Annotated in this window: 16 protein-coding genes; 7 read left to right on the forward strand and 9 right to left on the reverse strand. The window is 71.4% G+C overall.

The genetic code is table 11. From position 1 onward, the window contains the following. Positions 1–243: 243 nt before the first annotated feature. From ABR737_RS12755 to ABR737_RS12765, 3 genes are read right to left on the reverse strand one after another with little or no spacing between them, the layout of a single operon-like run. A complete protein-coding gene (locus ABR737_RS12755; protein WP_350250295.1) occupies positions 244–657 on the reverse strand; it encodes a Rieske (2Fe-2S) protein in 414 nt (137 codons plus the stop codon). Between the two features lie 22 nt (positions 658–679). After that, the gene (locus tag ABR737_RS12760; protein WP_350250296.1) at positions 680–2,092 is read right to left on the reverse strand and encodes a sugar porter family MFS transporter; all 1,413 of its coding nucleotides are present in this window, start codon (positions 2,090–2,092) and stop codon (positions 680–682) included. 5 nt (positions 2,093–2,097) lie between these two features. After that, the gene (locus ABR737_RS12765; RefSeq protein ID WP_350250297.1) at positions 2,098–3,114 is read right to left on the reverse strand and encodes a zinc-dependent alcohol dehydrogenase family protein; all 1,017 of its coding nucleotides are present in this window, start codon (positions 3,112–3,114) and stop codon (positions 2,098–2,100) included. A gap of 188 nt (positions 3,115–3,302) precedes the next feature. Between ABR737_RS12765 and ABR737_RS12770 the strand changes: the two genes are divergently transcribed. Both ABR737_RS12770 and ABR737_RS12775 read left to right on the forward strand, forming a co-directional pair. Further along, on the forward strand, positions 3,303–4,349 hold the full coding sequence (locus ABR737_RS12770) for a LacI family DNA-binding transcriptional regulator (protein ID WP_350250298.1): 1,047 nt from the start codon (positions 3,303–3,305) through the stop codon (positions 4,347–4,349). Beyond that, on the forward strand, positions 4,346–5,374 hold the full coding sequence (locus ABR737_RS12775; RefSeq protein WP_350250299.1) for a carbohydrate kinase family protein: 1,029 nt from the start codon (positions 4,346–4,348) through the stop codon (positions 5,372–5,374). Before ABR737_RS12770 ends, ABR737_RS12775 begins: the two co-directional genes overlap by 4 nt. 271 nt (positions 5,375–5,645) lie before the next feature. Here the strand turns inward: ABR737_RS12775 and uvrA are convergent, their stop codons facing one another. Continuing rightward, complete coding sequence (gene uvrA / locus ABR737_RS12780; protein ID WP_350250300.1) at positions 5,646–8,621, reverse strand: excinuclease ABC subunit UvrA; 2,976 nt, start codon at positions 8,619–8,621, stop codon at positions 5,646–5,648. A 309-nt stretch (positions 8,622–8,930) separates the two neighbouring features. Beyond that, positions 8,931–9,656 (reverse strand): TetR/AcrR family transcriptional regulator, encoded by a 726-nt coding sequence (locus ABR737_RS12785; protein WP_350250301.1) that lies wholly within the window; start codon positions 9,654–9,656, stop codon positions 8,931–8,933. 60 nt (positions 9,657–9,716) lie between these two features. On the opposite strand from ABR737_RS12785, the gene ABR737_RS12790 reads away from it, so the two are divergent. The 3 genes from ABR737_RS12790 to ABR737_RS12800 all read left to right on the forward strand — a co-directional run bounded on the left by ABR737_RS12790 (position 9,717) and on the right by ABR737_RS12800 (position 12,877). Further along, positions 9,717–11,336: an FAD-dependent monooxygenase gene (locus ABR737_RS12790; RefSeq protein ID WP_350250302.1), complete on the forward strand. Its 1,620-nt coding sequence runs from the start codon at positions 9,717–9,719 to the stop codon at positions 11,334–11,336. A 131-nt stretch (positions 11,337–11,467) separates the two neighbouring features. Further along, the gene (locus tag ABR737_RS12795; RefSeq protein WP_350250303.1) at positions 11,468–12,211 is read left to right on the forward strand and encodes a maleylpyruvate isomerase family mycothiol-dependent enzyme; all 744 of its coding nucleotides are present in this window, start codon (positions 11,468–11,470) and stop codon (positions 12,209–12,211) included. A 9-nt stretch (positions 12,212–12,220) separates the two neighbouring features. Continuing rightward, entirely contained in the window at positions 12,221–12,877 is a 657-nt protein-coding gene (locus ABR737_RS12800; protein ID WP_350250304.1) for an MBL fold metallo-hydrolase, read from the forward strand. A 124-nt stretch (positions 12,878–13,001) separates the two neighbouring features. Here ABR737_RS12800 and ABR737_RS12805 read toward each other — a convergent pair whose 3' ends face one another. The 4 genes from ABR737_RS12805 to uvrB form a co-directional block, all read right to left on the reverse strand. Beyond that, positions 13,002–13,985, reverse strand: a complete 984-nt coding sequence (locus tag ABR737_RS12805; RefSeq protein ID WP_350250305.1) for a TerC family protein — start codon at positions 13,983–13,985, stop codon at positions 13,002–13,004. Positions 13,986–14,203: 218 nt separating this feature from the next. Next, positions 14,204–16,336 carry a TerD family protein gene (locus ABR737_RS12810; protein WP_350250306.1) on the reverse strand — a complete coding sequence of 711 codons (2,133 nt, stop codon included), beginning with the start codon at positions 16,334–16,336 and terminating at the stop codon, positions 14,204–14,206. Between the two features lie 116 nt (positions 16,337–16,452). After that, a complete protein-coding gene (locus ABR737_RS12815; RefSeq protein WP_350250307.1) occupies positions 16,453–17,031 on the reverse strand; it encodes a TerD family protein in 579 nt (192 codons plus the stop codon). A 290-nt stretch (positions 17,032–17,321) separates the two neighbouring features. Then, positions 17,322–19,454 (reverse strand): excinuclease ABC subunit UvrB, encoded by a 2,133-nt coding sequence (gene uvrB / locus ABR737_RS12820; protein WP_350250308.1) that lies wholly within the window; start codon positions 19,452–19,454, stop codon positions 17,322–17,324. A 695-nt stretch (positions 19,455–20,149) separates the two neighbouring features. On the opposite strand from uvrB, the gene ABR737_RS12825 reads away from it, so the two are divergent. Both ABR737_RS12825 and ABR737_RS12830 read left to right on the forward strand, forming a co-directional pair. Further along, on the forward strand, positions 20,150–21,034 hold the full coding sequence (locus ABR737_RS12825) for a glycerophosphodiester phosphodiesterase (protein ID WP_350250309.1): 885 nt from the start codon (positions 20,150–20,152) through the stop codon (positions 21,032–21,034). A gap of 100 nt (positions 21,035–21,134) precedes the next feature. Further along, a complete protein-coding gene (locus tag ABR737_RS12830; protein WP_502964310.1) occupies positions 21,135–21,746 on the forward strand; it encodes a methylated-DNA--[protein]-cysteine S-methyltransferase in 612 nt (203 codons plus the stop codon). The last annotated feature ends 41 nt before the right edge of the window (positions 21,747–21,787 follow it).

Raw genomic sequence — 21,787 nt, forward strand, 5'->3', positions numbered from 1 at the left:
CAACCGGCCACGTATGAACCGGAGTTGAACCGGAGTTGACGCCCAGCCGGTCGAAGGCGTGCTGCACCTTGCCGAGGGCGGCTTGGCCGCCAGGGCAGGCGGTTCCCTGCCGGCGGCAGAAGGCGGCGTTGCGGGAATGGTTCCGGCTGTCGTTCGCCCGGCGCGGCGTCACCATCGGGGTGACCAGCCCGAGTTACCGGCAGCAGGGCGCGCGGCGGCCGCAGCGACCCGCGGGCCGGTGTGTCAGCCCGCGATCAGCTTGCCGCCCTCGGCCTTGACCGGGACCTCGGGCAGCGGCTCGGACGCCGGCCCCTGAATGACCTTGCCGGTGGTGACGTCGAAGCGGCTGCCGTGGCAGGGGCAGCTGCCCTCCTTCTTCTCGACCTCGGCCAGGATGCAGCCGGCGTGGGTGCACTTGGCACTGAAGCACTTGTAGGTGCCCTTGGCGGGCTGCGAGACGACGAGCCGGTCCTCGCGGTAGAGCTTGGCGCCGCCGACCGGCACCTCGGCGGCGGCCCCGAGATCGACCGGCTTGGCGGGCTCCGCCGGGGCGTTCGCACCCGAGTCCCCCGGCGAGCAGGCCGCCAGGCCGAAGCCCGCGGCGCCGGCGAGCGCGGCCCCCCGCAGCACGGTCCGTCGGGCGGGGGGCTGGCTCATGGCTGCTCCAGAGATCATGGCGTCAGGGGTGGGCGGCTCCCGACGATACCGGCACAGACCCGTCCGCTTCCGGCCGGGCCGGGCGTCCCCGCAGCAGGTCCTGCTCGATCTCCTCCAGGCTGCGGCCCTTGGTCTCCGGCAGCAGCCGCTGTACGAAGAGGAACGCCAGCAGGGTCGTCCCGGCGAAGAACAGGAAATTGATCCCGGCGCCCCAGGCGTGCAGCAGCGAGGGGAACACCAGCGCCACGATCATGTTGAACAGCCAGTTGAAGAGCACACACAGGCCGACCGCGGACGCCCTGATCCGCATCGGGAACAGCTCGGGCAGCATCACCCACTGCACCGGCCCCCAGGAGATCGCGAAGGACGCGATGTAGAGCGCGATCCCGCCGAGGGTGAGCACGGACAGCAGCGCTCCGTAGCCGAGTCCGGAGAGATTGGTGACAGCCAGCAGCACCATCGCCGCACACATGCCCAGCGCGCCCCACCGCAGCAGCGGCTTGCGCCCCTTGCGGTCGATGAGCCGCATCGCCGGAAGCGTCATCAGCATGTTGAGCAGACCGATGCCGACGTTGGCGAGGATCGCGCCGCCGGAGCCGAAGCCGATGTCGGTGAGCAGGGTCGGCGCATAGTAGATGATCGTGTTGATGCCGACGAAGTTCTGGAAGAGGACCAGCAGCATCCCCACCACGAACACCGGACGCAGCCGTGGTGACAGCAGCCGCCGCAGCGTCAGCGGCTCGCTCTGCGCCTGCTCGGTGCGCTCGGCCCGCTCGATCTCCGCCAGCTCCTCCCCCGCCGTGCCGGCGTCGCCGCGCAGCCGGGTCAGCACCGTACGTGCCTCGTCGGTGCGGCCCTTGCCCACCAGCCAGCGCGGGCTCTCCGGCTGGGTGACGATGCCCAGGGCCAGAATCGCGGCCGGGATCACGCCGAGACCGATCATCCAGCGCCAGGCCTCGGCGTCGGCCAGCAGGTAGTCGGTGACATACGCGACGAAGATCCCGACCGTGACCAGCAGCTGCATCAGGGACGTCAGCCCGCCGCGCAGGTGCTTGGGCGCGAGTTCGGTGAGGTAGAGCGGGACCACGACGGAGGCGATGCCGACGCCGATCCCGATCACGAACCGGAACGCGATCAGCGAGGCGGCGTCGAAGGCGCAGGAGGCGCCCAGCGTGCCGAGGATGAAGACCCCGGAGGCCGCGAGGATCAGCCGGCGGCGCCCCCAGGAGTCGCTCAGCCGCCCCGAGAGGCCCGCGCCGAGCATGGCGCCCACCAGGAGGCCCGAGACGACCAGGCCCTCCAGGAGCGGGGTGAGGGCGATGTCGTTCTTGAGGAAGAGCATGGCGCCGGAGATGACCCCGGTGTCGTATCCCCACAGGATGCCGCCGAGGGCCCCGAAGACCCAGATCAGCGCGTTCTTGATGCGTGCGGGCACGGCGTTCAGCCCTTCTGCGGGGCGATGTGGATCTTGCGGCCGGTGCCCGCCCGGAACCGGGCCACCGCCTCGTCGAACCCGTCCAGACCGTAGACGTCGCTGACCAGCGAGTCGACGGGGACGCCGCCGAGGCCGGCGGCGAGGACATCGATGGCGGGCTGGAAGCTGTGGTGCACCGCCATCGAACCGATGATGTCGATCTCGTGGTGGTAGACGCGGTACGGCGAGAAGGAGGCCGCGCGCGCCGGATCGGCGACGCCGAACTGCAGGAAGGTACCGCCGCGGCGCACCCGGCCCAGCCCGTCCTCGATGGCCGGGACGGCGCCGGTCGCATCGACCACGACCTCGAAGCCGGGCGCCCGGCCGAGCAGGTCCGCGCTGGTCACGGCCGCGTCGGCGCCGAAGGACTCGGCGAACGCCAGCCGCTCTTCGTTGAGGTCCACGACGGACACCGAGGCGGCGCCCGCGGTCCGTACGAGGGCGGCCATCAGCAGGCCCATGGTGCCGGCGCCGTAGATCAGATAGTGCTCGCCGGGCCGGCGCGGCAGCCGGTTCAGGCCGTGCACCGCACAGGACAGCGGCTCGACGAGTCCGGCCGCGGCGTCCGAGAGGCCGCCGGGCAGGAGGTAGCAGCAGCGTGCGGGCACGGCGACCAGCTCGGCGAAGCCGCCGGCCCGGGTGACGCCGATCGCGGTGTAGTCCTCGCAGAGGTTGCCGCGGCCGATCCGGCAGTAGTGGCAGGCGCCGCACGGCATGTTGGGGTCGACGGCGACCCGGTCCCCGACCGCCCGGCCGGTCACCGCCGCACCCACCGCCACGATCTCGCCGGTCAGCTCGTGCCCGGGCACCAGCGGATAGACCGCGGCGGGCAGCTCACCGCCGAGGAGGTGCATATCGGTGCCGCACAGCCCGCAGGACGTGACGCGCACGACCACCTCATCGGGCTCCGGGCGGGGGTCGGGCAGCTCGGTGACAGCGGCGCTGCCCCCCTTGCCCGGTGCGGTGACCACGAGAGCGCGCATCGGCGCCTCCTCACGACGTCGTGCGGGATTGCGATGCCGGGAAGGTAGCTTGGACGTAAACGCTTACGCAAGCGTTTACGTTTTCGGTGGAGTGCTCGTAATGTGGTGGACTCGCGGACGGGGCCGTGGGAGGCCGCGGTGCCGACGGGGTGCCGACGGGTGCCGCACGCCCGGGGAGGAAGAGCCGGATGACGACGATGACGGATGTGGCACGGCGTGCGGGGGTCTCCGTCGCCACGGTCTCGCATGTGCTGAACGACACCCGTCCGGTGCGGCCCGACACCCGGGCCGCGGTGCTCGGCGCCATCGACGAGCTCGGCTACACCCCCAACACCCTGGCCCGCTCCCTGGTCACCTCCCGCACCCGCTCGATCGGCCTGGCGGTCTCCGCGATCAGCAACCCGTACTTCACCGAAATCCTCCAGGGTGTCGAGGCCGGCGCCCTGGAGGCCGGCTACAGCCTGCTGATCACCGATCCGCACGACGACCCGCGGCACGAACGCAAGGTCGTCCAGCTGCTCCACGAACGGCGCGTGGACGGCATGATCGTGGCACCGTCCGCGGAGCCCGCCGAGATGGTGGAGTATCTGGCCCGCCGTGCGGTGCCCACCGTGTTCCTGGACCGGCTGGTCGGCGACGACCACGACCAGGTGTGCGCCGAGAACACCGGCCCGGTGCGTCAACTGGTCGGGCACCTGGCCGAGTCGGGGCACACCCGGATCGGTCTGGTCGCCGGCCTGCCCGGCCTGAGCACGACCACCGAGCGGGTCCAGGGCTACCGCGAGGGGTTGCGCGCCCACGGCCTGCCGTTCGCACCCGAACTCCTCGCCGGCGGCAACTCCGAGGCGGCGGGCGCCCAGCGCGCCACCCATCATCTGCTGGCAGCCCCCGAGCCGCCCACCGCGATCATCACCGCCAACAACGCGATGACCATCGGCACCCTCCGGGCCCTGCGCGAGCTCGGTCTGGACGTGCCCGGCAATATCGCGCTGGCCTGCTTCGACGACTTCTCGTGGGCCGATCTGTTCACGCCGCGGCTGACCGCGATCGCTCAGCCCAGCAAGGGCATCGGGGCGGCGGCGGTCCGGCTGCTGCTGGAGCGCCTGGCGGAGCCGGACCGGCCCCCGCGCACCGTCCGCCTCCCCTGCACCTTTGTGCACCGTACGTCGTGCGGCTGCGCCGAAACCGCCCCGGCCACGCCCCCGGCCGCCCAGGAAAGGAACCCCATCCCGTGATCGTCGTCGCCGGCGAGGCGCTGATCGACCTCGTCCCCAGCCCCCAGGCCGCTCCCCCCTCCCTGGAGGGCACGGGAGGGAGCCCCACCTCGGACGACCGGTTGCCGGCGCTGCTGCCACGGCGTGGCGGAGGCCCGTACAACACCGCGGTCGCACTGGGACGGCTGGGCTCGCCGGCCGCGTTCTGCTCCCGGATCTCGACCGACAGCTTCGGCGAGGCGCTGCTCCAGGGGCTGGCCGGCAGCGGTGTCGACACCTCCCTGGTGCAGCGCGGCAGCGAGCCGACCACCCTCGCCGTGGCGGACATCAGCCCGGACGGGTCGGCGGGCTACGGCTTCTATGCGGACGGCACCGCCGACCGGCTCTTCACCCTGCCGCCCGCGCTGCCCGCCGGGGTCCGCGCGCTCTCCCTGGGCACCTGCTCGCTCGTCCTGGAGCCGGGAGCGAGTGCGTACGAGTCCCTGCTGCGCCGCGAGGCCCGGCGCGGTGTCTTCACGGCGCTCGACCCCAACATCCGGTCCGGTCTGATCCCGAACCCGGACGCCTACCGGGCCCGCTTCCGCTCCTGGCTCCCCGACCTCGCCCTGCTGAAGCTGTCGGAGGAGGACGCGCTGTGGCTGGCCGGGGCCGGCGCCGAGGACGGGGGCAGGGCCGGGGACGGCGCGGCGCCGGGCGGCGCGTGGGAGGCGGTCACCGCGGCGGCGCGGGAGTGGCTGGCGGCGGGACCCGCGGCGATCGTCCTGACCCGTGGGGGCGACGGCCTGACGGTGCTGACGCGCGGCGGCGGTGAGCTCACGGTCCCCGGCGAGCGGGTCACCGTCGTCGACACCATCGGGGCCGGCGACACGGTCAACGCCGCGCTCCTGCATCGCCTGGACGCCCATGACGCCCTCTCGTACGCCGCCGTCGCCGCCCTCGGTGACGACGACTGGCGCGACATCCTGCGCTTCGCCGCCCGCGCGGCCGCCGTCACCTGCTCCCGCGCGGGAGCGGAACCGCCGTTCGCCACGGAGTTGGCGGCGTAGGAGGCGTAGGAGGCGTAGGAGGCGTAGGCGGTCTGGCAGCGGGGCGGGGCCGCGGCGGAGGGCGGGAGGCGGCGGCACGGCGAGGGCACGGCCCGGAGAGGAGCGGCGGCGCCTGGGGGTGCGGCGGCCCTGCGGAGCTTCTTGCTCCGCTCCCCCCGCTTCCCCGCTCCCCCGCTTCCCCCGCTCCCCCCGCTTCCTCCACGCCGAAGCGGGCCGTCACCGCTCCTCGTACGGAGAGCGGTGACGGCCCGGCAGGAACCGTCCGGCGGCGTCAGGTGGCCTTGCGGGCCCGCGCCGTCGTCTTCTTGGCCGCGGCCGCGGTCTTCTTGGCGGCCGTCTTCTTCGCCACGGCCTTCTTGGCCGCCGGCTTCTTCGCAGTGGCCCTCGCCGGCGCGGCATCGCTGACGCGGTCGCCCAGGATCTCCCGCAGGAACTTTCCGGTGTGGCTGGCCGGGATCGAGGCGACGCCCTCCGGGGTGCCCTCGGCGACGACCAGACCGCCGCCGTTGCCGCCTTCGGGGCCCATGTCGACGACCCAGTCCGCCGTCTTGATCACATCGAGGTTGTGCTCGATGACGATCACCGTGTTGCCCTTGTCCACCAGGCCGGACAGCACATTGATCAGCTTGCTGATGTCGTCGAAGTGCAGACCGGTGGTCGGCTCGTCGAGGACGTAGACCGTGCTGCCCGTCGAGCGCTTCTGGAGCTCGCTGGCCAGCTTGACGCGCTGCGCCTCACCACCGGAGAGCGTCGGCGCGGACTGGCCGAGCCGGACGTACCCGAGGCCGACCTCGTTGAGCGTCTTGAGATGCCGGGAAATGGTCGGCACCGCCTCGAAGAAGCTCAACGCCTCCTCGATGGGCATGTCCAGCACCTCGGCGATGGACTTGCCCTTGTAGTGGACCTCCAGCGTCTCCCGGTTGTAGCGCGCACCGTGGCAGACCTCGCACGGCACATACACATCCGGCAGGAAGTTCATCTCGATCTTGATCGTGCCGTCGCCGGAGCAGTTCTCGCAGCGGCCGCCCTTGACGTTGAAGGAGAAGCGCCCCGGCAGATAGCCGCGGACCTTGGCCTCCATGGTCTCCGCGAAGAGCTTGCGGACATGATCGAAGACGCCGGTGTAGGTGGCCGGGTTGGACCGCGGGGTACGGCCGATCGGCGACTGGTCGACATGCACGACCTTGTCCACCAGGTCGTCGCCTGCCACCCGGGTGTGCCGACCCGGCACCGACTTGGCGCCGTTCAGCTCGCGCGCCAGGTGGGTGTAGAGGATGTCGTTGACCAGCGTCGACTTACCGGATCCGGAGACCCCGGTGACGGCGGTGAACACTCCGAGCGGGAAGGAGACGTCGATGTCGCGGAGGTTGTTCTCCTTCGCGCCGTGGACCGTCAGCTGCCGCGACGGGTCGGCGGGCCGCCGGATGTCCGGGGTCGCGATGGCCTTCTTGCCGGAGAGGTACTGACCGGTGATCGACTCCTTGGTGGCCAGCAGCTCCTTCATCGGGCCGCTGTGCACGACCTTGCCGCCGTGCTCGCCCGCGCCGGGGCCGATGTCCACCACCCAGTCCGCGACCTTGATGGTGTCCTCGTCGTGCTCGACGACGATCAGGGTGTTGCCCATGTCGCGCAGCCGCACCAGGGTCTCGATCAGCCGGTGGTTGTCGCGCTGGTGCAGACCGATCGACGGCTCGTCGAGGACGTAGAGCACGCCCACCAGACCGGAACCGATCTGGGTGGCGAGGCGGATGCGCTGGGCCTCGCCGCCGGAGAGGGTGCCGGCCGCGCGGTTCAGCGAGAGGTAGTCCAGGCCGACGTCGACCAGGAACTTCAGCCGCTCGTTGACCTCCTTGAGGACCCGCTCGGCGATCTTCTTCTCGCGGGCGGTGAGCTTCATCTCCCGCAGGAAGTCGGCGCAGTCGCTGATCGACATGGCCGCGACCTCGGCGATCGACCTCTCCTGGACCGTGACGGCGAGCACGATCGGCTTCAGCCGGGTGCCCTCACAGGTCGGGCAGGGCACCTCGCGCATATAGCCCTCGAAGCGCTCCCGGCTGCTGTCGCTCTCCGCCTCGGAGTGCCGCCGCTTGACGAACGGGAGGGCACCCTCGAAGGGCGTGGTGTAGGCGCGCTGGCGGCCGTACCGGTTGCGGTAGCGCACCTCGATCTGGGTCTTGTGGCCGTTCAGCAGCGCCTTCTTGGCGCGGGCCGGCAGCCCGGCCCAGGGGATGTCCGTACGGAATCCGAGGGCGTCCGCCAGCGCGCCGACCAGACGGCCGAAGTACTCCTTGGTGTGACCGTGCGACCAGGGGTGGATGGCACCCTCGTCGAGGGAACGGTCCTCGTCGGGGACGATCAGATCGGGGTCGACCTCCATGCGCGTCCCGATGCCGGTGCATTCCGGGCAGGCGCCGAAGGGCGAGTTGAAGGAGAAGGAGCGGGGCTCCAGCTCCTCGAAGGAGAGATCGTCGTAGGCGCAGTACAGATGCTCCGAATACATCCGCTCGCGCTGCGGGTCGTCCGCGTCCAGATCGACGAAGTCGAGGATGACCATGCCGCCGGAGAGCCCGAGGGCGGTCTCGACGGAGTCGGTCAGCCGCCGCTTGGCGGACTCCTTGACCGTGAGGCGGTCGACGACCACCTCGATGGTGTGCTTCTCCTGCTTCTTCAGCTTCGGCGGCTCGGAGAGCTGGATCGTCTCCCCGTCGACCCGGGCCCGGCTGTAGCCCTTCGTCTGGAGGTCGGAGAAGAGATCGACGAACTCGCCCTTGCGCTCGCGCACCAGCGGCGAGAGCACCTGGAAGCGGCTGCCCTCGGGGAGTTCGAGCACCTTGTCGACGATGGCCTGCGGCGACTGCCGGGCGATCGGCCGCCCGCACTCGGGGCAGTGCGGCTTGCCGATACGGGCGAAGAGCAGACGGAGGTAGTCGTAGACCTCGGTGATCGTGCCGACCGTCGAGCGGGGGTTGCGCGACGTCGACTTCTGGTCGATCGACACCGCGGGGGACAGGCCCTCGATGAAATCCACATCGGGCTTGTCCATCTGCCCGAGGAACTGCCGGGCGTAGGAGGAGAGCGACTCGACATAGCGCCGCTGCCCCTCGGCGAAGATCGTGTCGAAGGCGAGCGAGGACTTGCCCGACCCGGAGAGCCCCGTGAAGACGATGAGGGAGTCGCGGGGGAGGTCGAGCGAGACGTTCTTGAGGTTGTGCTCGCGAGCGCCACGGACGATGAGACGGTCGGCCACGCCGGTCGGCACCTTTCTTGGAGGGGGGCGGGGGCCGCGGCTCTGCGTCCGCCGCGCGGTGGGTGAGCAGAGGCAACGGAGCGGAGCGGAGCCCCCGCCCCAGGGTATGGGGCCCGCCGCGGCACTGTCTTTGGGATGCCACACACGAGCCTATAGCACGCGCATTCGATTTAGGGGGTGCGCAAGCCCTCTTCACCCGAACGTGTGGCGGCCCCACAATCTTCCCGCCCCGCCGCGCACCCCGTACTCGCCGTACGCCGCCCACGCCCCGTACACCTCCTGCGCCCCGCAGGACCGCAAGGACTCCCCTCAGGCGACACCGGGCAGCGCACGCTCCAGCGCATCGAATGTGCGCCGCAGCACCTCCGCCTGTTCAACGGCCACCTCCTCCACCGGGTCACCCCCGAGCTGCCGGGCCAGCGCTTCGGCACCCGCCGCCCGGATCCCCGCGACGATCAGCGCCGCGGCCAGCCGGGCGTCCGGGCCGGGGCGCTCCGCTTCGCCGCCCGCCACCTCGGCCAGCAGCATGGCCAGCGTGTTCTCCATCTCCTCGAGCGCTTCCCGGCCCCGCGCGCGCAGCGCCGGCGAGTCCAGCAGCGTCCGCCAGAAGTGCTCGAACCCCTCCCCCACGGCGGCCAGCGGATGCCGCTCCGCCAGCAGCCCGAGAGCGAGCCGGCGCAGCGCGGCGAGCGGTGACTCGTCCGCACCGCGCTCACGGACGGCGCGGGTGATCAGCTGACGGGCCTCGGGGACCCGGTCGAGGAACAGGTCCTCCTTGCGCGGGAAGTAATTGAAGACCGTCATCGTGGACACCTCGGCCGCGCGGGCCACCTCGGCGACGGTCACATTGTCGAAGCCCCGCCGGATGAACAACAGCGTGGCCTCGCCGGAGATCCGCTGCCGGGTGCGCAGCTTCTTGCGCTCGCGCAGCGTCAGCCGCCCGTCATCCTCGGTGAAACCGGTCTCCTCCCACCGGCCGCGAGACCCCGCCTCGCCACCGTCGCGCCGCTCCTCGTCCGTCACGTCATCCTTCATGGCCGAAAGTTTAGCCCCGCTTTTAGTCACAACAAATTTATAGTAACTACACTTACTCGCATGAGCCATGACGCAGACGTAGTAGTGGCAGGGGGCGGCCCGGTGGGGCTGATGCTCGCCTGCGAACTTGCCCTGGCAGACGTGTCGGTCATCGTCCTGGAGCGGCTGACCGACGTGGATACGACCATCAAGGCGGGGGCGGTCAACTCCCCCACGGCAGAAGCCCTTTACCGACGCGGGATGCTGCCCGGCCTGGCGGCTGCCCAGCGCGACGCGTACGACAGGGTCAGCTCGTTCATGCGGCAGCGCCAGGCCGCCGGCGCCACCGGGATAACCCAGCCGCCGAAGTTCGCCGGGCACTTCGCGGGCATCATGCTGCGCGGTGACCTGCTGGACGAGTCCGACCCGGACTTCGACGGCCCCGGGCCCGCCGCCGAGGTCGGCCTCGTCCCCCAGGAGGCGCTGGAGCGGCTGCTCGGCGCCCGCGCCGCCGAACTGGGGGTCGACCTGCGCCGCGGGGTGACCCTGACCGGTTTCGACGCCGGCGAGGACGGTGTGCACGTCCACACCTCGGACGGGTCGCTGCGCACCGGCTGGCTGGCCGGCTGCGACGGCGGCCGCAGTACCGTCCGCCGGCTCGCCGGCTTCCCCTTCCCCGGCACGGCCCCGGAGATCACCGGCCATCAGGCCCTCGTCGAGATGACCGGCGCCGACGCCCTGGGCGCCGGCTGGAACTTCACCCCGACGGGGACGTACGTCCACGGGCCGGTGCCCGGCCGGATCCTCACCGTGGAGTTCGACGGACCGCCCGCGGACCGGGAAGCCCCCGTCACCGCCGAGGAGTTGCAGGCCTCCCTGCGGAAGGTGTCCGGGGTCGCGGACGTCACGATCCACGCGGTGCACTCGGCGACCCGGTTCACCGATAACGCGCGCCAGGTGCCCGATTACCGGTCGGGGCGGGTGCTGCTCGCCGGCGACGCGGCGCACGTCCACTCGCCGTTCGGCGGCCAAGGGCTCAATCTCGGCATCGGCGACGCCATGAACCTCGGCTGGAAGCTGGCCGCCACGGTGCACGGCCGGGCCCCGGAGGGACTGCTCGACAGCTACACGGCCGAGCGGCACCCGCTGGGTGCCTGGGTACTGGAGTGGTCCCGGGCCCAAGTGGCACTGATGCGGCCGGAGTCGCACGCCATGGCGCTGCGCGGGGTGATCGCCGAACTGACCGGGACGGCCGACGCCACCACCTTCTTCGCCAAGAAGATCTCCGGCGTGTGGCAGCGCTACGACCTGCCCGGCGACCATCCGCTCACCGGCCGCAGCGCGCCCGACCTGGAGCTCGGTGACGGCACCCGGCTCGCGGACCATCTGCACGGCGGACAGGGGCTGTTGCTCGATCTGACCGGGGACGCCGAGGTGCGCAAGCACGCCGCCGGATACGGCGACCGGATACGGGTGCTCACGGCGAGCTGCCCGGGGCGGCCCGGTCTGGCCGGCCTGCTGGTGCGGCCCGACGGTGCCACCGCCTGGGCGGTGGACGCCCCCGGCGGTCCGGACGGGCTGGACGCCGCGCTCCGGCTCTGGTTCGGAACGCCCGCCGAAGCGGCGGCCTGTCCTCCGGGCCCGGGGACTTTGACATCAGGCCCTGGCCGTATCGATCACGGCTGTCGGCCACGCTCGTGATCAACCCACCTGGTGGGCGGCGCAGACCGGCGGACCCTTCCGGCCGACGCGCGCCGCCCGCTCCGCCCGCGTACCCCTCGATCGGCACCGGCCCACTCCCGAAGCCGCCCCGACGGCGCTAGCGTCGGACCATGACCCTCACCTCGCCCGACTTCCCGCACGATGTGGCAGCAGTCCGTGAGGCCACCGACCGGCTCCTGGTCTCGGTGAGCAAACTCGACGACGCGGCGATCGGCGAGCCGTCGCTGCTGCCGGGCTGGACCCGCGGCCATGTCCTCTCCCATCTGGCCCGCAACGCGGACGCGCTGGGCAACCTCCTCACCTGGGCGCGGACGGATGTACCCACGCCGATGTACGCCGGTCCCGAGGCCCGTGCCGCCGATATCGAGCGGGGCGCCGACCGCCCGCTGGCGGCGCATCTGGAGGATCTGAGGGAGTCCGCGGCGCGGTTCGACAAGGCGATGGACGCCCTGCCGCGGGACCGCCGGGCCTACCAGGTCGAGATGCGCAACAACGTCGTCGAACGGGCCGACCGGCTGCCGCTGCGCCGGCTGGCCGAGCTCGAACTGCACCATGTCGACCTCGGCGTGGGCCACACCCTCGACCAGCTCTCCCCCGACTTCGTCGAGCGCCAACTCGCCTTCCTGGCCACGGTCAAGTTCGCCGGCCACCCGGATCTGCCCCCGCTGGAACTGCGCTCCGACGACGGCCGCAGGTGGCGCACCGGCCGCCTCGCCACCGGTACGGGCGCCGGGGACCGGCCCGTGGTGGTGACCGGCTCCGCGGTCGCGCTGGTGGGCTGGCTCACCGGACGCGGCGGGGACGGCGCACTCGACGCTCACGGCTCCGTCCTGCCCGAGGTGCCGCCGCTCTAGAGTGGTCCCATGGGCTACAGCGGAGCAGTGAAGGTCGGCGGACCGGCCGACGTGCACGAGCTGACCGACCTGATGATCTCGAAGGTCGCGGTCGGTCCGATGGACAACAACGCCTATGTGCTGCGGTGCCGGGCGACCGATGAGCAGTTGCTGATCGACGCGGCCGCCGAACCGCACACCCTTCTCGCGCTGATCGGCGACAGCGGTATCGGGTCCGTGGTCACCACGCACCGGCACGGCGACCACTGGGGCGCGCTGCGCGAGGTCGTCGATGCGACGGGGGCGCGGACCTACGCGGGGCGGTACGACGCCGAGGGCATCCCCGTCCCCACGGATGTGCCGGTCGAGGACGGCGACACCCTCACCGTCGGCCGGGTCGAGCTGACCGCGCGCCATCTGGCCGGGCACACACCGGGCAGCATCGCGCTGGTCTACGACGACCCGCACGGCGCCCCGCATCTGTTCACCGGGGACTGCCTGTTCCCCGGCGGCGTCGGCAACACCTTCGGCAGCGCGGAGAACTTCACCCGCCTGATCGACGATGTGGAGCGCAAGCTCTTCGGCGCACTTCCCGACGAGACCTGGGTCTATCCGGGCCACGGCTCCGACACCACGCTCGGCGCGGAGCGGCCGCACCTCGCCGAGTGGCGCAAGCGCGGCTGGTAACGCAGGGAACGGCACCACGCGGGGTCCCGCGGGTAACCCCTCAGGACCCCTACGGACAACGGCGCCCGGTTCGCGCTCCGGTGAGGAGCGGGAACCGGGCGCGCGTGCGCCGTGCGGACCGGCGTCAGACGTCGATGCGCTCCTTGGCCGCCGCATCGGCCTCGGCCTGCCTCTTCGAGGCGCGCAGGCTGGTGATCGTCGTGACGATCAGGACGGCACAGATGACGCCCAGCGACACCGGAATGCCGATCTCCGGAACGGGCACCCCGGACTCGTGCAGGGCGTGCAGCACCAGCTTCACGCCGATGAACCCGAGGATGACCGACAGGCCGTACGAGAGGTGGACCAGCTTCTTGAGCAGCCCGCCGATCAGGAAGTACAGCTGCCGCAGACCCATCAGGGCGAAGGCGTTGGCGGTGAAGACGATGTACGGGTCCTGGGTGAGGCCGAAGATCGCCGGGATGGAGTCCAGCGCGAAGAGGACATCGGTGGTACCGATCGCCAGCATGACGATCAGCATCGGCGTCATCAGCCGCTTGCCGTTCTCGACGATGAACAGCTTGGTGCCGTGGTACGTGTCGGTCGACGGGAAGCGCTTCTCGACCATCTTGAGGAAGCGGTTCTCCTCGAACTCCTCGTCCACCTCCTCGGCGCGGGCCTCCTTGATCAGCTTCCATGCGGTCCAGATGAGGAACGCGCCGAAAATGTAGAAGACCCAGGAGAAGTTGGCGATGATCGCGGCGCCCGCACCGATGAAGCCGGCCCGCAGCACCAGCGCGATCAGCACACCCACCATCAGCACCCGCTGCTGGTAGATCGCCGGGACCGCGAACTTCCCCATGATCAGTACGAAGACGAAGAGGTTGTCGACGCTCAGGGACTTCTCGGTGATGAAGCCGGCGAAGAACTCACCGGCCGGCGCGGCACCGCCGAACAGCAGCAGCCCGAGGCCGAAGAGCCCGGCGAGCGCGATCCAGACACCGGTCCAGATTCCGGCCTCCTTGAGGGAGACCTCGTGCGGTTTGCGTCCTCCGATGAAGAAATCGGCGGCTATCAGGGCGCACAGACCAAGGATGGTCAGCACCCACAGGTTCAGGGAAACGTCCACTGCTCCTCCGGCAGAGTCGTACGGCACTTACAGCGTCGTCGCTGCCGGAGGTCTCTTCCGCCCCGCTCCGCCGGATGGGGGAACGGGGCCGACGCCCCGGGATCGCGTCACACTCGCGGTCCGTGATGACGGGTACGTCGTAGCGGGAATACTCCCCTCCGCACCAAGAAGCGTAAAGGAAGGGCAATGGATAGTAAAGAAAAAGGCAAAAGCCCTGGTCAGGATGGTCGACGAGCGGCCGCTACCCGGCTCAGCACCTGCCGCACCACCTGACTTCCCTTCGGGGCGAGCGGTGGCTCGTACGTCCAGGCATGACCGACCCAGGGGTCGGCGAGATGAGCGTCGGTCACCGGTGTGATCCGCAGCAGCGAGCGCCACAGCGGGTCGAGGACCGGACCGTGGTCCCGGGCCTGGGCGCGGTCGGCGACCATCATCAGATGCACGCCGACGGCCGGCCCCTCGTCGGCCAGGTAGCGCAGCCGGGTGAGGGCGCGGTCGTCGAAGCCGTGCGGGAAGTCGTGCACGATCAGCAGCTGGTCGGCGGTGTCGAGGTCCGGCGGGAGGGAATCCGCTGCGCGGTGGCGCACGGCCATCTGGACGAGGTCCACCCGTCGCGTCAGCGCCTCCAGCACCGCGGTCACGCCCTGGGCGCCGGGCACCGGGGCGGCGGGCAGCACACCGCTCTCCACCAGCGGCGCGAGTGCGGGCGCGGCGGTACCGCCCGGGTCGATGACCTGGACCGCGAAGTCACCGGCGGGGTGGATGGCGAGCAGCCGGGCGGCGATCGCCACGGCCGTCTCCATGGCCAGCCGGCGCAGTTCGGCCTCGTCGGGCGGCCCGTCCGTGAGCGCGCTGCCCAGTTCCCTCCGGGGGATGTCGCGCCCGGGGCCGGTGCCGGTGCCCGCGGCGTAGGTATCGGGCCCGCTGTCGATCCACAGCCCGCGCTCCAGGGGGAGGCGTACGAGCATGGGAATGCGCAGGTCGAGCACTTCGGGGAGGTGCAGATCGCCCAGGCGCAGCGCCATCGGACGCGTGGACGGGGCCTGGTAGCCCTGCCAGACGGGGTTGTCCCAGCGGGCGAAGGCGGGCGGCAGCGCGGGCTCGACGACCGCCGACTCGGCCGCGAGCTGTGCGAGGTCACGGTCGAGGGCGGCGCGGGCCTGGGTGACGAGGGCGGCGTGCTTGTCGCGGGCGGCGGCACGGGCGTCGTCGCCGGCCGCGCCGAGGCGGTTGCGCGGGTCGGACAGGGCCTGGTCGAGCTCCTGCTCCAGGCGCGACTCGGCGAAGCCGGAGGCGCTGCGGTAGGCCGCGACCGAGCGGGCCAGGTCCTCGAACATCCCCCAGACCTGGTTGTAGAGCCGCTCCTCCATGCTCCAGCCGGCGGCGTCACCGGCCACGGGCAGCGGGGGGCCGTCGGGCGGGACGGTGGCGGGGCCGCCGTCCGGAGAGGAAGCGGGGGCGGCCGGCGCCGGACCGCCGGGGGCGGGGGTGGCCGGTGCGGGGGCGGTCGGTGCGGGACCGGCTGGTGCGGGACCGGCTGGTGCGGGACCGGCTGGTGCGGGCGTGCCGCGGCGCTTCGGATGGCGGTAGTCGACGGGGCCGCCGCCCACGGGGGCGGGCACTGCGCCGGTGGTTCCGGGGGCGTTCCCGTGGGAGGCTCCGGGACCGGTTCCGGGCGGTGCCGGGCCGTCGGATGCGGGAGGGTGTGCGGGGGACGGCCGGTCCGCGGCGGCCGGGCCGGACCCGGGGCGTTCGGACCGGCTCGCCGCCACGGGGGCGGGTGCCGGGACCGCACGGGCCCGTCCCCGGCTGACCGCCTCCTCGATCTCCGCGGCCAGCTCCGCCGCCTGTGGCAGGCCCTGGTCGTCCAGCAGCGCCGTGAGGCCGCCGGCGTACCCCTGGCCCACGGCGCGTACCTTCCAGCCGCCCTGCCGGCGGTAGAGCTCCACGGCGACCACGGCGGACTCGGCGCCCAGGCCGGTGACGGTGTAGCGGGCGAGCCCGGTGCCGTCGAGGCCGGTGACCGTGACGGCGGGTGCGGCGGCCGGCCCGAAGGTGGCCAGGGCGCCGGTCGCGCCGGTCAGTGCCAGCAGCACGCTCACCCGGTGGACGGCGGCGGGCAGCGCGTCGAGGTCCACCGCGATGCGGTGCTCGGCGGCCGCCTGACGGGGAACCTCGATGCCGGTGCGCCGCGGCGCGCCCGGGTGGGCCACCGCCTCGGCGCCGGCGAGCCTGCCCTGCTCGTCGCCGAGGGCGACCCCGGCCATGACGGGAGCGCCCGCCGTCACCCGGATCTCCACCCGCGTCCGGTCCAGTGGATGGTTCTGCCCCCGGACCAGCTCGGCCGTCATCGTTGTTCCCCCTGGTGGTTGTGGCGTGCCCGGGCCCCGCCCCGGGCGCGGGCCCAGGGGGTGGACGGCGCGGCCCGGTACGCGCCGCCGCGACGGTGGTGGCCGGACGGTGGTGGCTACAGGTGCGGCAGGATCGCCGGCACGAGGTCCTGGAAGGTGCGGCCGACGGAGGGCTCACCGATGGCGGTCATCTGCCAGCCGTTGCCGACGCGGTGCACCTTGGACATGACCTGTGCGGTGTAGTCGCCGCCGCCCGTGAGCGTGTACCGGGCCAGCTCCTGGCCCGTGGTCTCGTCGACCAGGCGGCAGAAGGCGTCCTGCACCTCGGCGAACGTCTGGCCGGTGAAGGAGTTGACGGTGAACACGATCTGGTCGATGTGCACCGGCACCCGCGCCAGGTCGACCAGGATCGCCTCGTCGTCGCCGCCCTGGCCCGCGCCGCCGACCAGGTTGTCGCCGGTGTGCCGGACCGCACCGTCGTCGCTGACCAGGTGCTGGAAGAAGACGACGTCTATCGGCTTCTGGCCGGCGAAGAGCACCGCCGAGGCGTCGAGGTCGATCTCGCTGGTCCGCCTGCCGAACAGGCCGCGGCGCGGCGCCGAGCGCCACCCCAGCCCCATCCGCACCGCGCTCAGGCTTCCGCCGTCGGACTTCTGCAGGCTGATGCCCTGCCCCTTGGACAAATTGACCGACACGCGCCGTCCCCTCTCTGTACTGTCCCCGCCCAGCTGTCCGGCGGCCCCTCCGACCCTACGCACGACGGCGGTCCGGGGGCGCGCCGGACCCGCGTTTTGTGGCGCTTCTGCAACACACCGGGCGCCGCCGGCCGACCCCCGTTCACGTGCGGCGATGGCGCACCGGGACGGCCGGAAACCGCCCGGCAGGAGCCGCGCACCACCCCGGTGCTCCCCCTCAGCTCCTGCCGATGCAGCTCGTGCCGCTCCGTTCGCGCCGCCCCCTGCTTCACCCCGTTTACTTCGCCCGCTTACTTCACTCCGGCCTCCCTCATTTGCCGCAGCTCCTTCTTCAGCTCGCCCACCTCGTCGCGCAGCCTGGCGGCAACCTCGAACTGCAGCTCCGCCGCGGCGGCCCGCATCCGCTCCGTCATCTCCTCGATGAGCGCGGCCAGTTCGGCGGCGGGACGGTCCGTCAGGTCCGCACCTGCCTTGCCGCCCTTGCCCTTCGCGGCCTTTCCGCCGAGCGCCGGGACCGGTGCCTTGCCCTGGGTCTCCTTGGCCTCGCCGCCCTTGCGGTACCCCGTGCCCAGCAGCTCCTGGGTGTCGATCTCCTCGCGGGCGAGGGTGGCGACGATGTCGCCGATCTTCTTGCGGAGCGGCTGCGGGTCGATGCCGTTCTCCTTGTTGTACGCCAGCTGCTTCTCCCGGCGGCGGTTGGTCTCGTCGATGGCCTTCTCCATCGCCGGGGTGACCTTGTCGGCGTACATGTGCACCTGGCCGGAGACATTGCGCGCCGCACGTCCGATGGTCTGGATGAGCGCCGAACCGGACCGCAGGAAGCCCTCCTTGTCGGCGTCCAGAATGGCCACCAGGGAGACCTCGGGCAGGTCAAGGCCCTCCCGCAGCAGGTTGATGCCCACCAGGACGTCGTACTCCCCCGATCGCAGCTCACGCAGCAGCTCCACCCGGCGCAGGGTGTCCACGTCGCTGTGCAGATAGCGGACCTGGATACCGAGCTCGAGGAAGTAGTCGGTGAGGTCCTCGGCCATCTTCTTCGTGAGGGTGGTGACCAGGATGCGCTCGTCCTTCTCCGTGCGCGTACGGATCTCGTGCACCAGGTCGTCGATCTGTCCGTCGGTGGGCTTGACCACCACTTCCGGGTCGACCAGGCCGGTCGGGCGGATGATCTGCTCCACGAAGCCGTCGCCCCGGGAGAGCTCGTACTTCCCGGGGGTCGCGGACAGATAGACGGTCTGGTCGATGCGCCCCAGGAACTCCTCCCACTTCAGCGGCCGGTTGTCCATGGCGGACGGCAGCCGGAAGCCGTGCTCGACGAGGGTGCGCTTCCGCGAGGCATCGCCCTCGTACATGGCACCGATCTGCGGGACCGTGACATGCGACTCGTCGATGACCAGCAGGAAGTCGTCGGGGAAGTAGTCGAGGAGGGTGTTGGGCGCGGAGCCGGGCTCGCGACCGTCCATGTGCATCGAGTAGTTCTCGATGCCCGAGCAGGAACCGATCTGACGCATCATCTCGATGTCGTAGGTGGTGCGCATCCGCAGCCGCTGGGCCTCCAGATGCTTGCCCTGCTTCTCCATCGTGGCGAGGCTGTCCGCCAGCTCGGCCTCGATGCCGGCGATGGCCCGCTCCATGCGCTCCGGACCCGCGATGTAATGGCTGGCCGGGAAGACGTACAGCTCCCGGTCCTCGCTGATGACCTCGCCGGTGAGCGGATGAAGGGTGGACAGCGCCTCGATCTCGTCGCCGAACATCTCGATCCGCACGGCCAGCTCTTCGTAGACCGGGAAGATCTCGATGGTGTCGCCGCGCACCCGGAAGGTGCCACGGGTGAAGGCCACGTCGTTGCGGGTGTACTGGATGTCGACGAAGCGGCGCAGCAGAGCGTCGCGGTCGAATTCGTCGCCGACCTTCAGCGGCACCATCCGGTCGACGTACTCCTGCGGCGTACCCAGGCCGTAGATGCAGGAGACCGAGGCGACCACGACGACATCACGCCGGGTGAGCAGGGAATTCGTCGCGGAGTGACGCAGCCGTTCGACCTCCTCGTTGATGGAGGAGTCCTTCTCGATGTACGTATCGGACTGCGGGACGTACGCCTCGGGCTGGTAGTAGTCGTAGTAGGAGACGAAGTATTCGACGGCGTTGTTGGGCAGCAGTTCGCGGAATTCGTTGGCGAGCTGGGCCGCGAGGGTCTTGTTGGGCGCCATGACGAGGGTCGGGCGCTGCAGCTTCTCGATCATCCACGCGGTGGTCGCCGACTTGCCGGTACCGGTCGCACCGAGCAGGACGACGTCCTTTTCACCCCCGCGGATACGCCGGTCGAGTTCGGCGATGGCCGCGGGCTGGTCGCCGTTGGGCTGGTAGGGGCTGACGACCTCGAAGGGCGCCACCGTGCGTTCGATGTTTGATACGGGCCGCATGGCACCCACCGTACGACTCGGCACTGACAATCGACGCGACCAGCGCTCTGACCTGCGGTTTCAGGGTGTGCGGCGGGGCCATTTCCGGGCGTCGGGCGGTGCACGGCGGACGGCGGGGGCGGCCGGGAGCGACGGGCGGCACGGAGCGGCGGAGCGGCGGGAGGGCGGGCCGGTGGCCCGGAAGGCCGGCGGGCGGCGGGCCGCACCGGAGCGCGGGACACCCAGGCCGGTGGCCGTGGCCCTCGCACGCAGGAGACGCGCGGGACACGTGGGACACCCGGGGCACGCGAGAAGGCGCCCCGCCTCCCCTTCGGGAGCGCGGCCGGACCCGGGTCAGGTGCCCGGGCCCGTGCGCGCGACGCGCCCACGCACGGAGCCGTCGCGGCGGACCGCCCCACGAGGTGCCCGGCCAAAACCGTTCAGGCGCACGACGGGTGACGCATCATCGGTCAAGATGCGCGGATGCCGAGGCTCCGGCAAGTTGGACGGCGTCGGGGCGTACGTCTGTGGCACGGCCCATCCGGGCATCCTGCAACTGCGTGTCGCTCCGCAACGGAAAACCGGCCACTCCCCGTTCAGCGCCCGGCCACCACACGACCGCCTCCCGCTACGGCACAGCTGCGAGCCTCTGCCCGTCCGACCCGGTTCACGTCACTTCACGTCAGCTCACGTCCACGACGTCACGAGGAGTCCGTATGCGTATTCGCCCCGTCGCCACCGTTGCCGCCGGTGCGCTCATGGGTCTGTCCGCGCTCGCCCTCTCCACAACCGTCGCCCAGGCCGCACCGGACGGACACCCTCCGGTGACGATCGCTCACCGCGGCGCCTCGACGTACGCGCCCGAGAACACCCTCTCCTCGATCGACGCGGCCGACCGGCTCGGCTTCGAGTGGGTGGAGAACGACGTCCAGCGCACCAAGGACGGCGAGCTGGTGATCCTCCATGACAACTCGCTCGCCCGGACGACCAACGTGGAGCAGGTCTTTCCCGGCCGCTCCCCGTGGAACGTAGCGGACTTCACGCTCCGTGAGATCGAGAAACTGGACGCGGGCAGCTGGTTCGGGTCGAAGTTCCGCGGGGAGCGGGTGCCGACCCTCGAGGACTACATGGACGAGGTCGAGCACAACGACCAGAGTCTGCTGATGGAGCTGAAATCACCGGAGCTCTACCCCGGTATCGAGCGGCAGACCCTCAACGAGCTGCGCCGCGCGGGCTGGCTGGACAATGCGCACGTCAAGCGCCATCTGATCATCCAGAGCTTCAATGCCGATGCCCTCAAGACCGTGCACCGCCTGCGGCCGGACATCAAGACGGGCTTTCTCGGCAACCCGTCGGTCGCCGACCTCCCGAAGTTCGCGAGGTACTGCGATCAGATCAACCCCGTCCACACGGCGGTCACCCCGGAGTACGTCGCCGCCGTGCACGGTCTGAAGGGCCCGCACCGCCGGCCGCTGGACCTGTACACCTGGACCGTCGACGATGCGGCAACCGCGGTCAAGGTCGCCGGGCTGGGCGTCGACGGCATCATCACCAACAAGCCCGACGTGGTGCGCGACGCGGTCGGGGGCGACGACGACTGAGCCGGAACCGGCGAGGAGCGGGCCCCGGTGACAGCAGCCCGGTGACAGCAGCCGGTCCGTTCCCCGCCGCGTTGTCAGTGGTGCGTCCTACCCTGATCAGGTGACGAATTCCGAGCAGGTTGCGCGTCCGGAGGAGCGGCCGGACGACGCACCGGAGGCAGGCGCTGCGGCAGGGGCGGCGGCCCGGCGCGACTGGGCCTGGACGCTGCTGGAGACCCCGATCGGCCCGCTGCTGCTCGCCGCGACCCGGGAGGGCCTGGTCCGCGTCGTCTTCCATGCCGACGGGCCGACGGCCAGCAGGGAGCTGACCCGTCTGGAGCAGTTCTTCGGTGGGGCGCCGGCGGCCGCGGTCCCGCATCTGGCGACGGCCACGGCCGAGCTCACCGCCTACTTCGCCGGCGAACTGCAGACCTTCACCGTCCCGCTGGACTGGTCGCTGTCCGCCGGCTTCTCCGCCCGGGTCCTGCAGGCCCTGGCCGCGGGGGTCCCATATGGCGCCGTCGTCGGCTATCAGGACCTCGCCGACCAGGTCGGGGAGCCGGGCGCCGCCCGCGCGGTGGGCGCCGCGATGGGCGCCAATCCGCTTCCGGTCGTCGTCCCCTGCCATCGCGTCGTCGCCAGTGACGGCGGCATCGGCGGCTTCGGCGGTGGTCTGGAGACCAAGCGTCTGCTGCTGGCCCTCGAAGGGGTGCTGCCCGCTCCGCTCTTCTGATCGTGACCGTCGTCCGCCCTCGCCGAGGCCGGCTCCTACGA

The sequence above is a fragment of the Streptomyces sp. Edi2 genome (assembly GCF_040253635.1).
Classification (GTDB): Bacteria; Actinomycetota; Actinomycetes; order Streptomycetales; family Streptomycetaceae; genus Streptomyces.

Coding starts and splice junctions, on each gene's coding strand:
- ABR737_RS12755 (WP_350250295.1), bottom strand. CDS start 657: ATGAGCCAGCCCCCCGCCCGACGGACCGTGCTGCGGGGGGCCGCGCTC.
- ABR737_RS12765 (WP_350250297.1), bottom strand. CDS start 3,114: ATGCGCGCTCTCGTGGTCACCGCACCGGGCAAGGGGGGCAGCGCCGCT.
- ABR737_RS12770 (WP_350250298.1), top strand. CDS start 3,303: ATGACGACGATGACGGATGTGGCACGGCGTGCGGGGGTCTCCGTCGCC.
- ABR737_RS12785 (WP_350250301.1), bottom strand. CDS start 9,656: ATGAAGGATGACGTGACGGACGAGGAGCGGCGCGACGGTGGCGAGGCG.
- ABR737_RS12790 (WP_350250302.1), top strand. CDS start 9,717: ATGAGCCATGACGCAGACGTAGTAGTGGCAGGGGGCGGCCCGGTGGGG.
- ABR737_RS12795 (WP_350250303.1), top strand. CDS start 11,468: ATGACCCTCACCTCGCCCGACTTCCCGCACGATGTGGCAGCAGTCCGT.
- ABR737_RS12800 (WP_350250304.1), top strand. CDS start 12,221: ATGGGCTACAGCGGAGCAGTGAAGGTCGGCGGACCGGCCGACGTGCAC.
- ABR737_RS12810 (WP_350250306.1), bottom strand. CDS start 16,336: ATGACGGCCGAGCTGGTCCGGGGGCAGAACCATCCACTGGACCGGACG.
- uvrB (WP_350250308.1), bottom strand. CDS start 19,454: ATGCGGCCCGTATCAAACATCGAACGCACGGTGGCGCCCTTCGAGGTC.
- ABR737_RS12825 (WP_350250309.1), top strand. CDS start 20,150: ATGCGTATTCGCCCCGTCGCCACCGTTGCCGCCGGTGCGCTCATGGGT.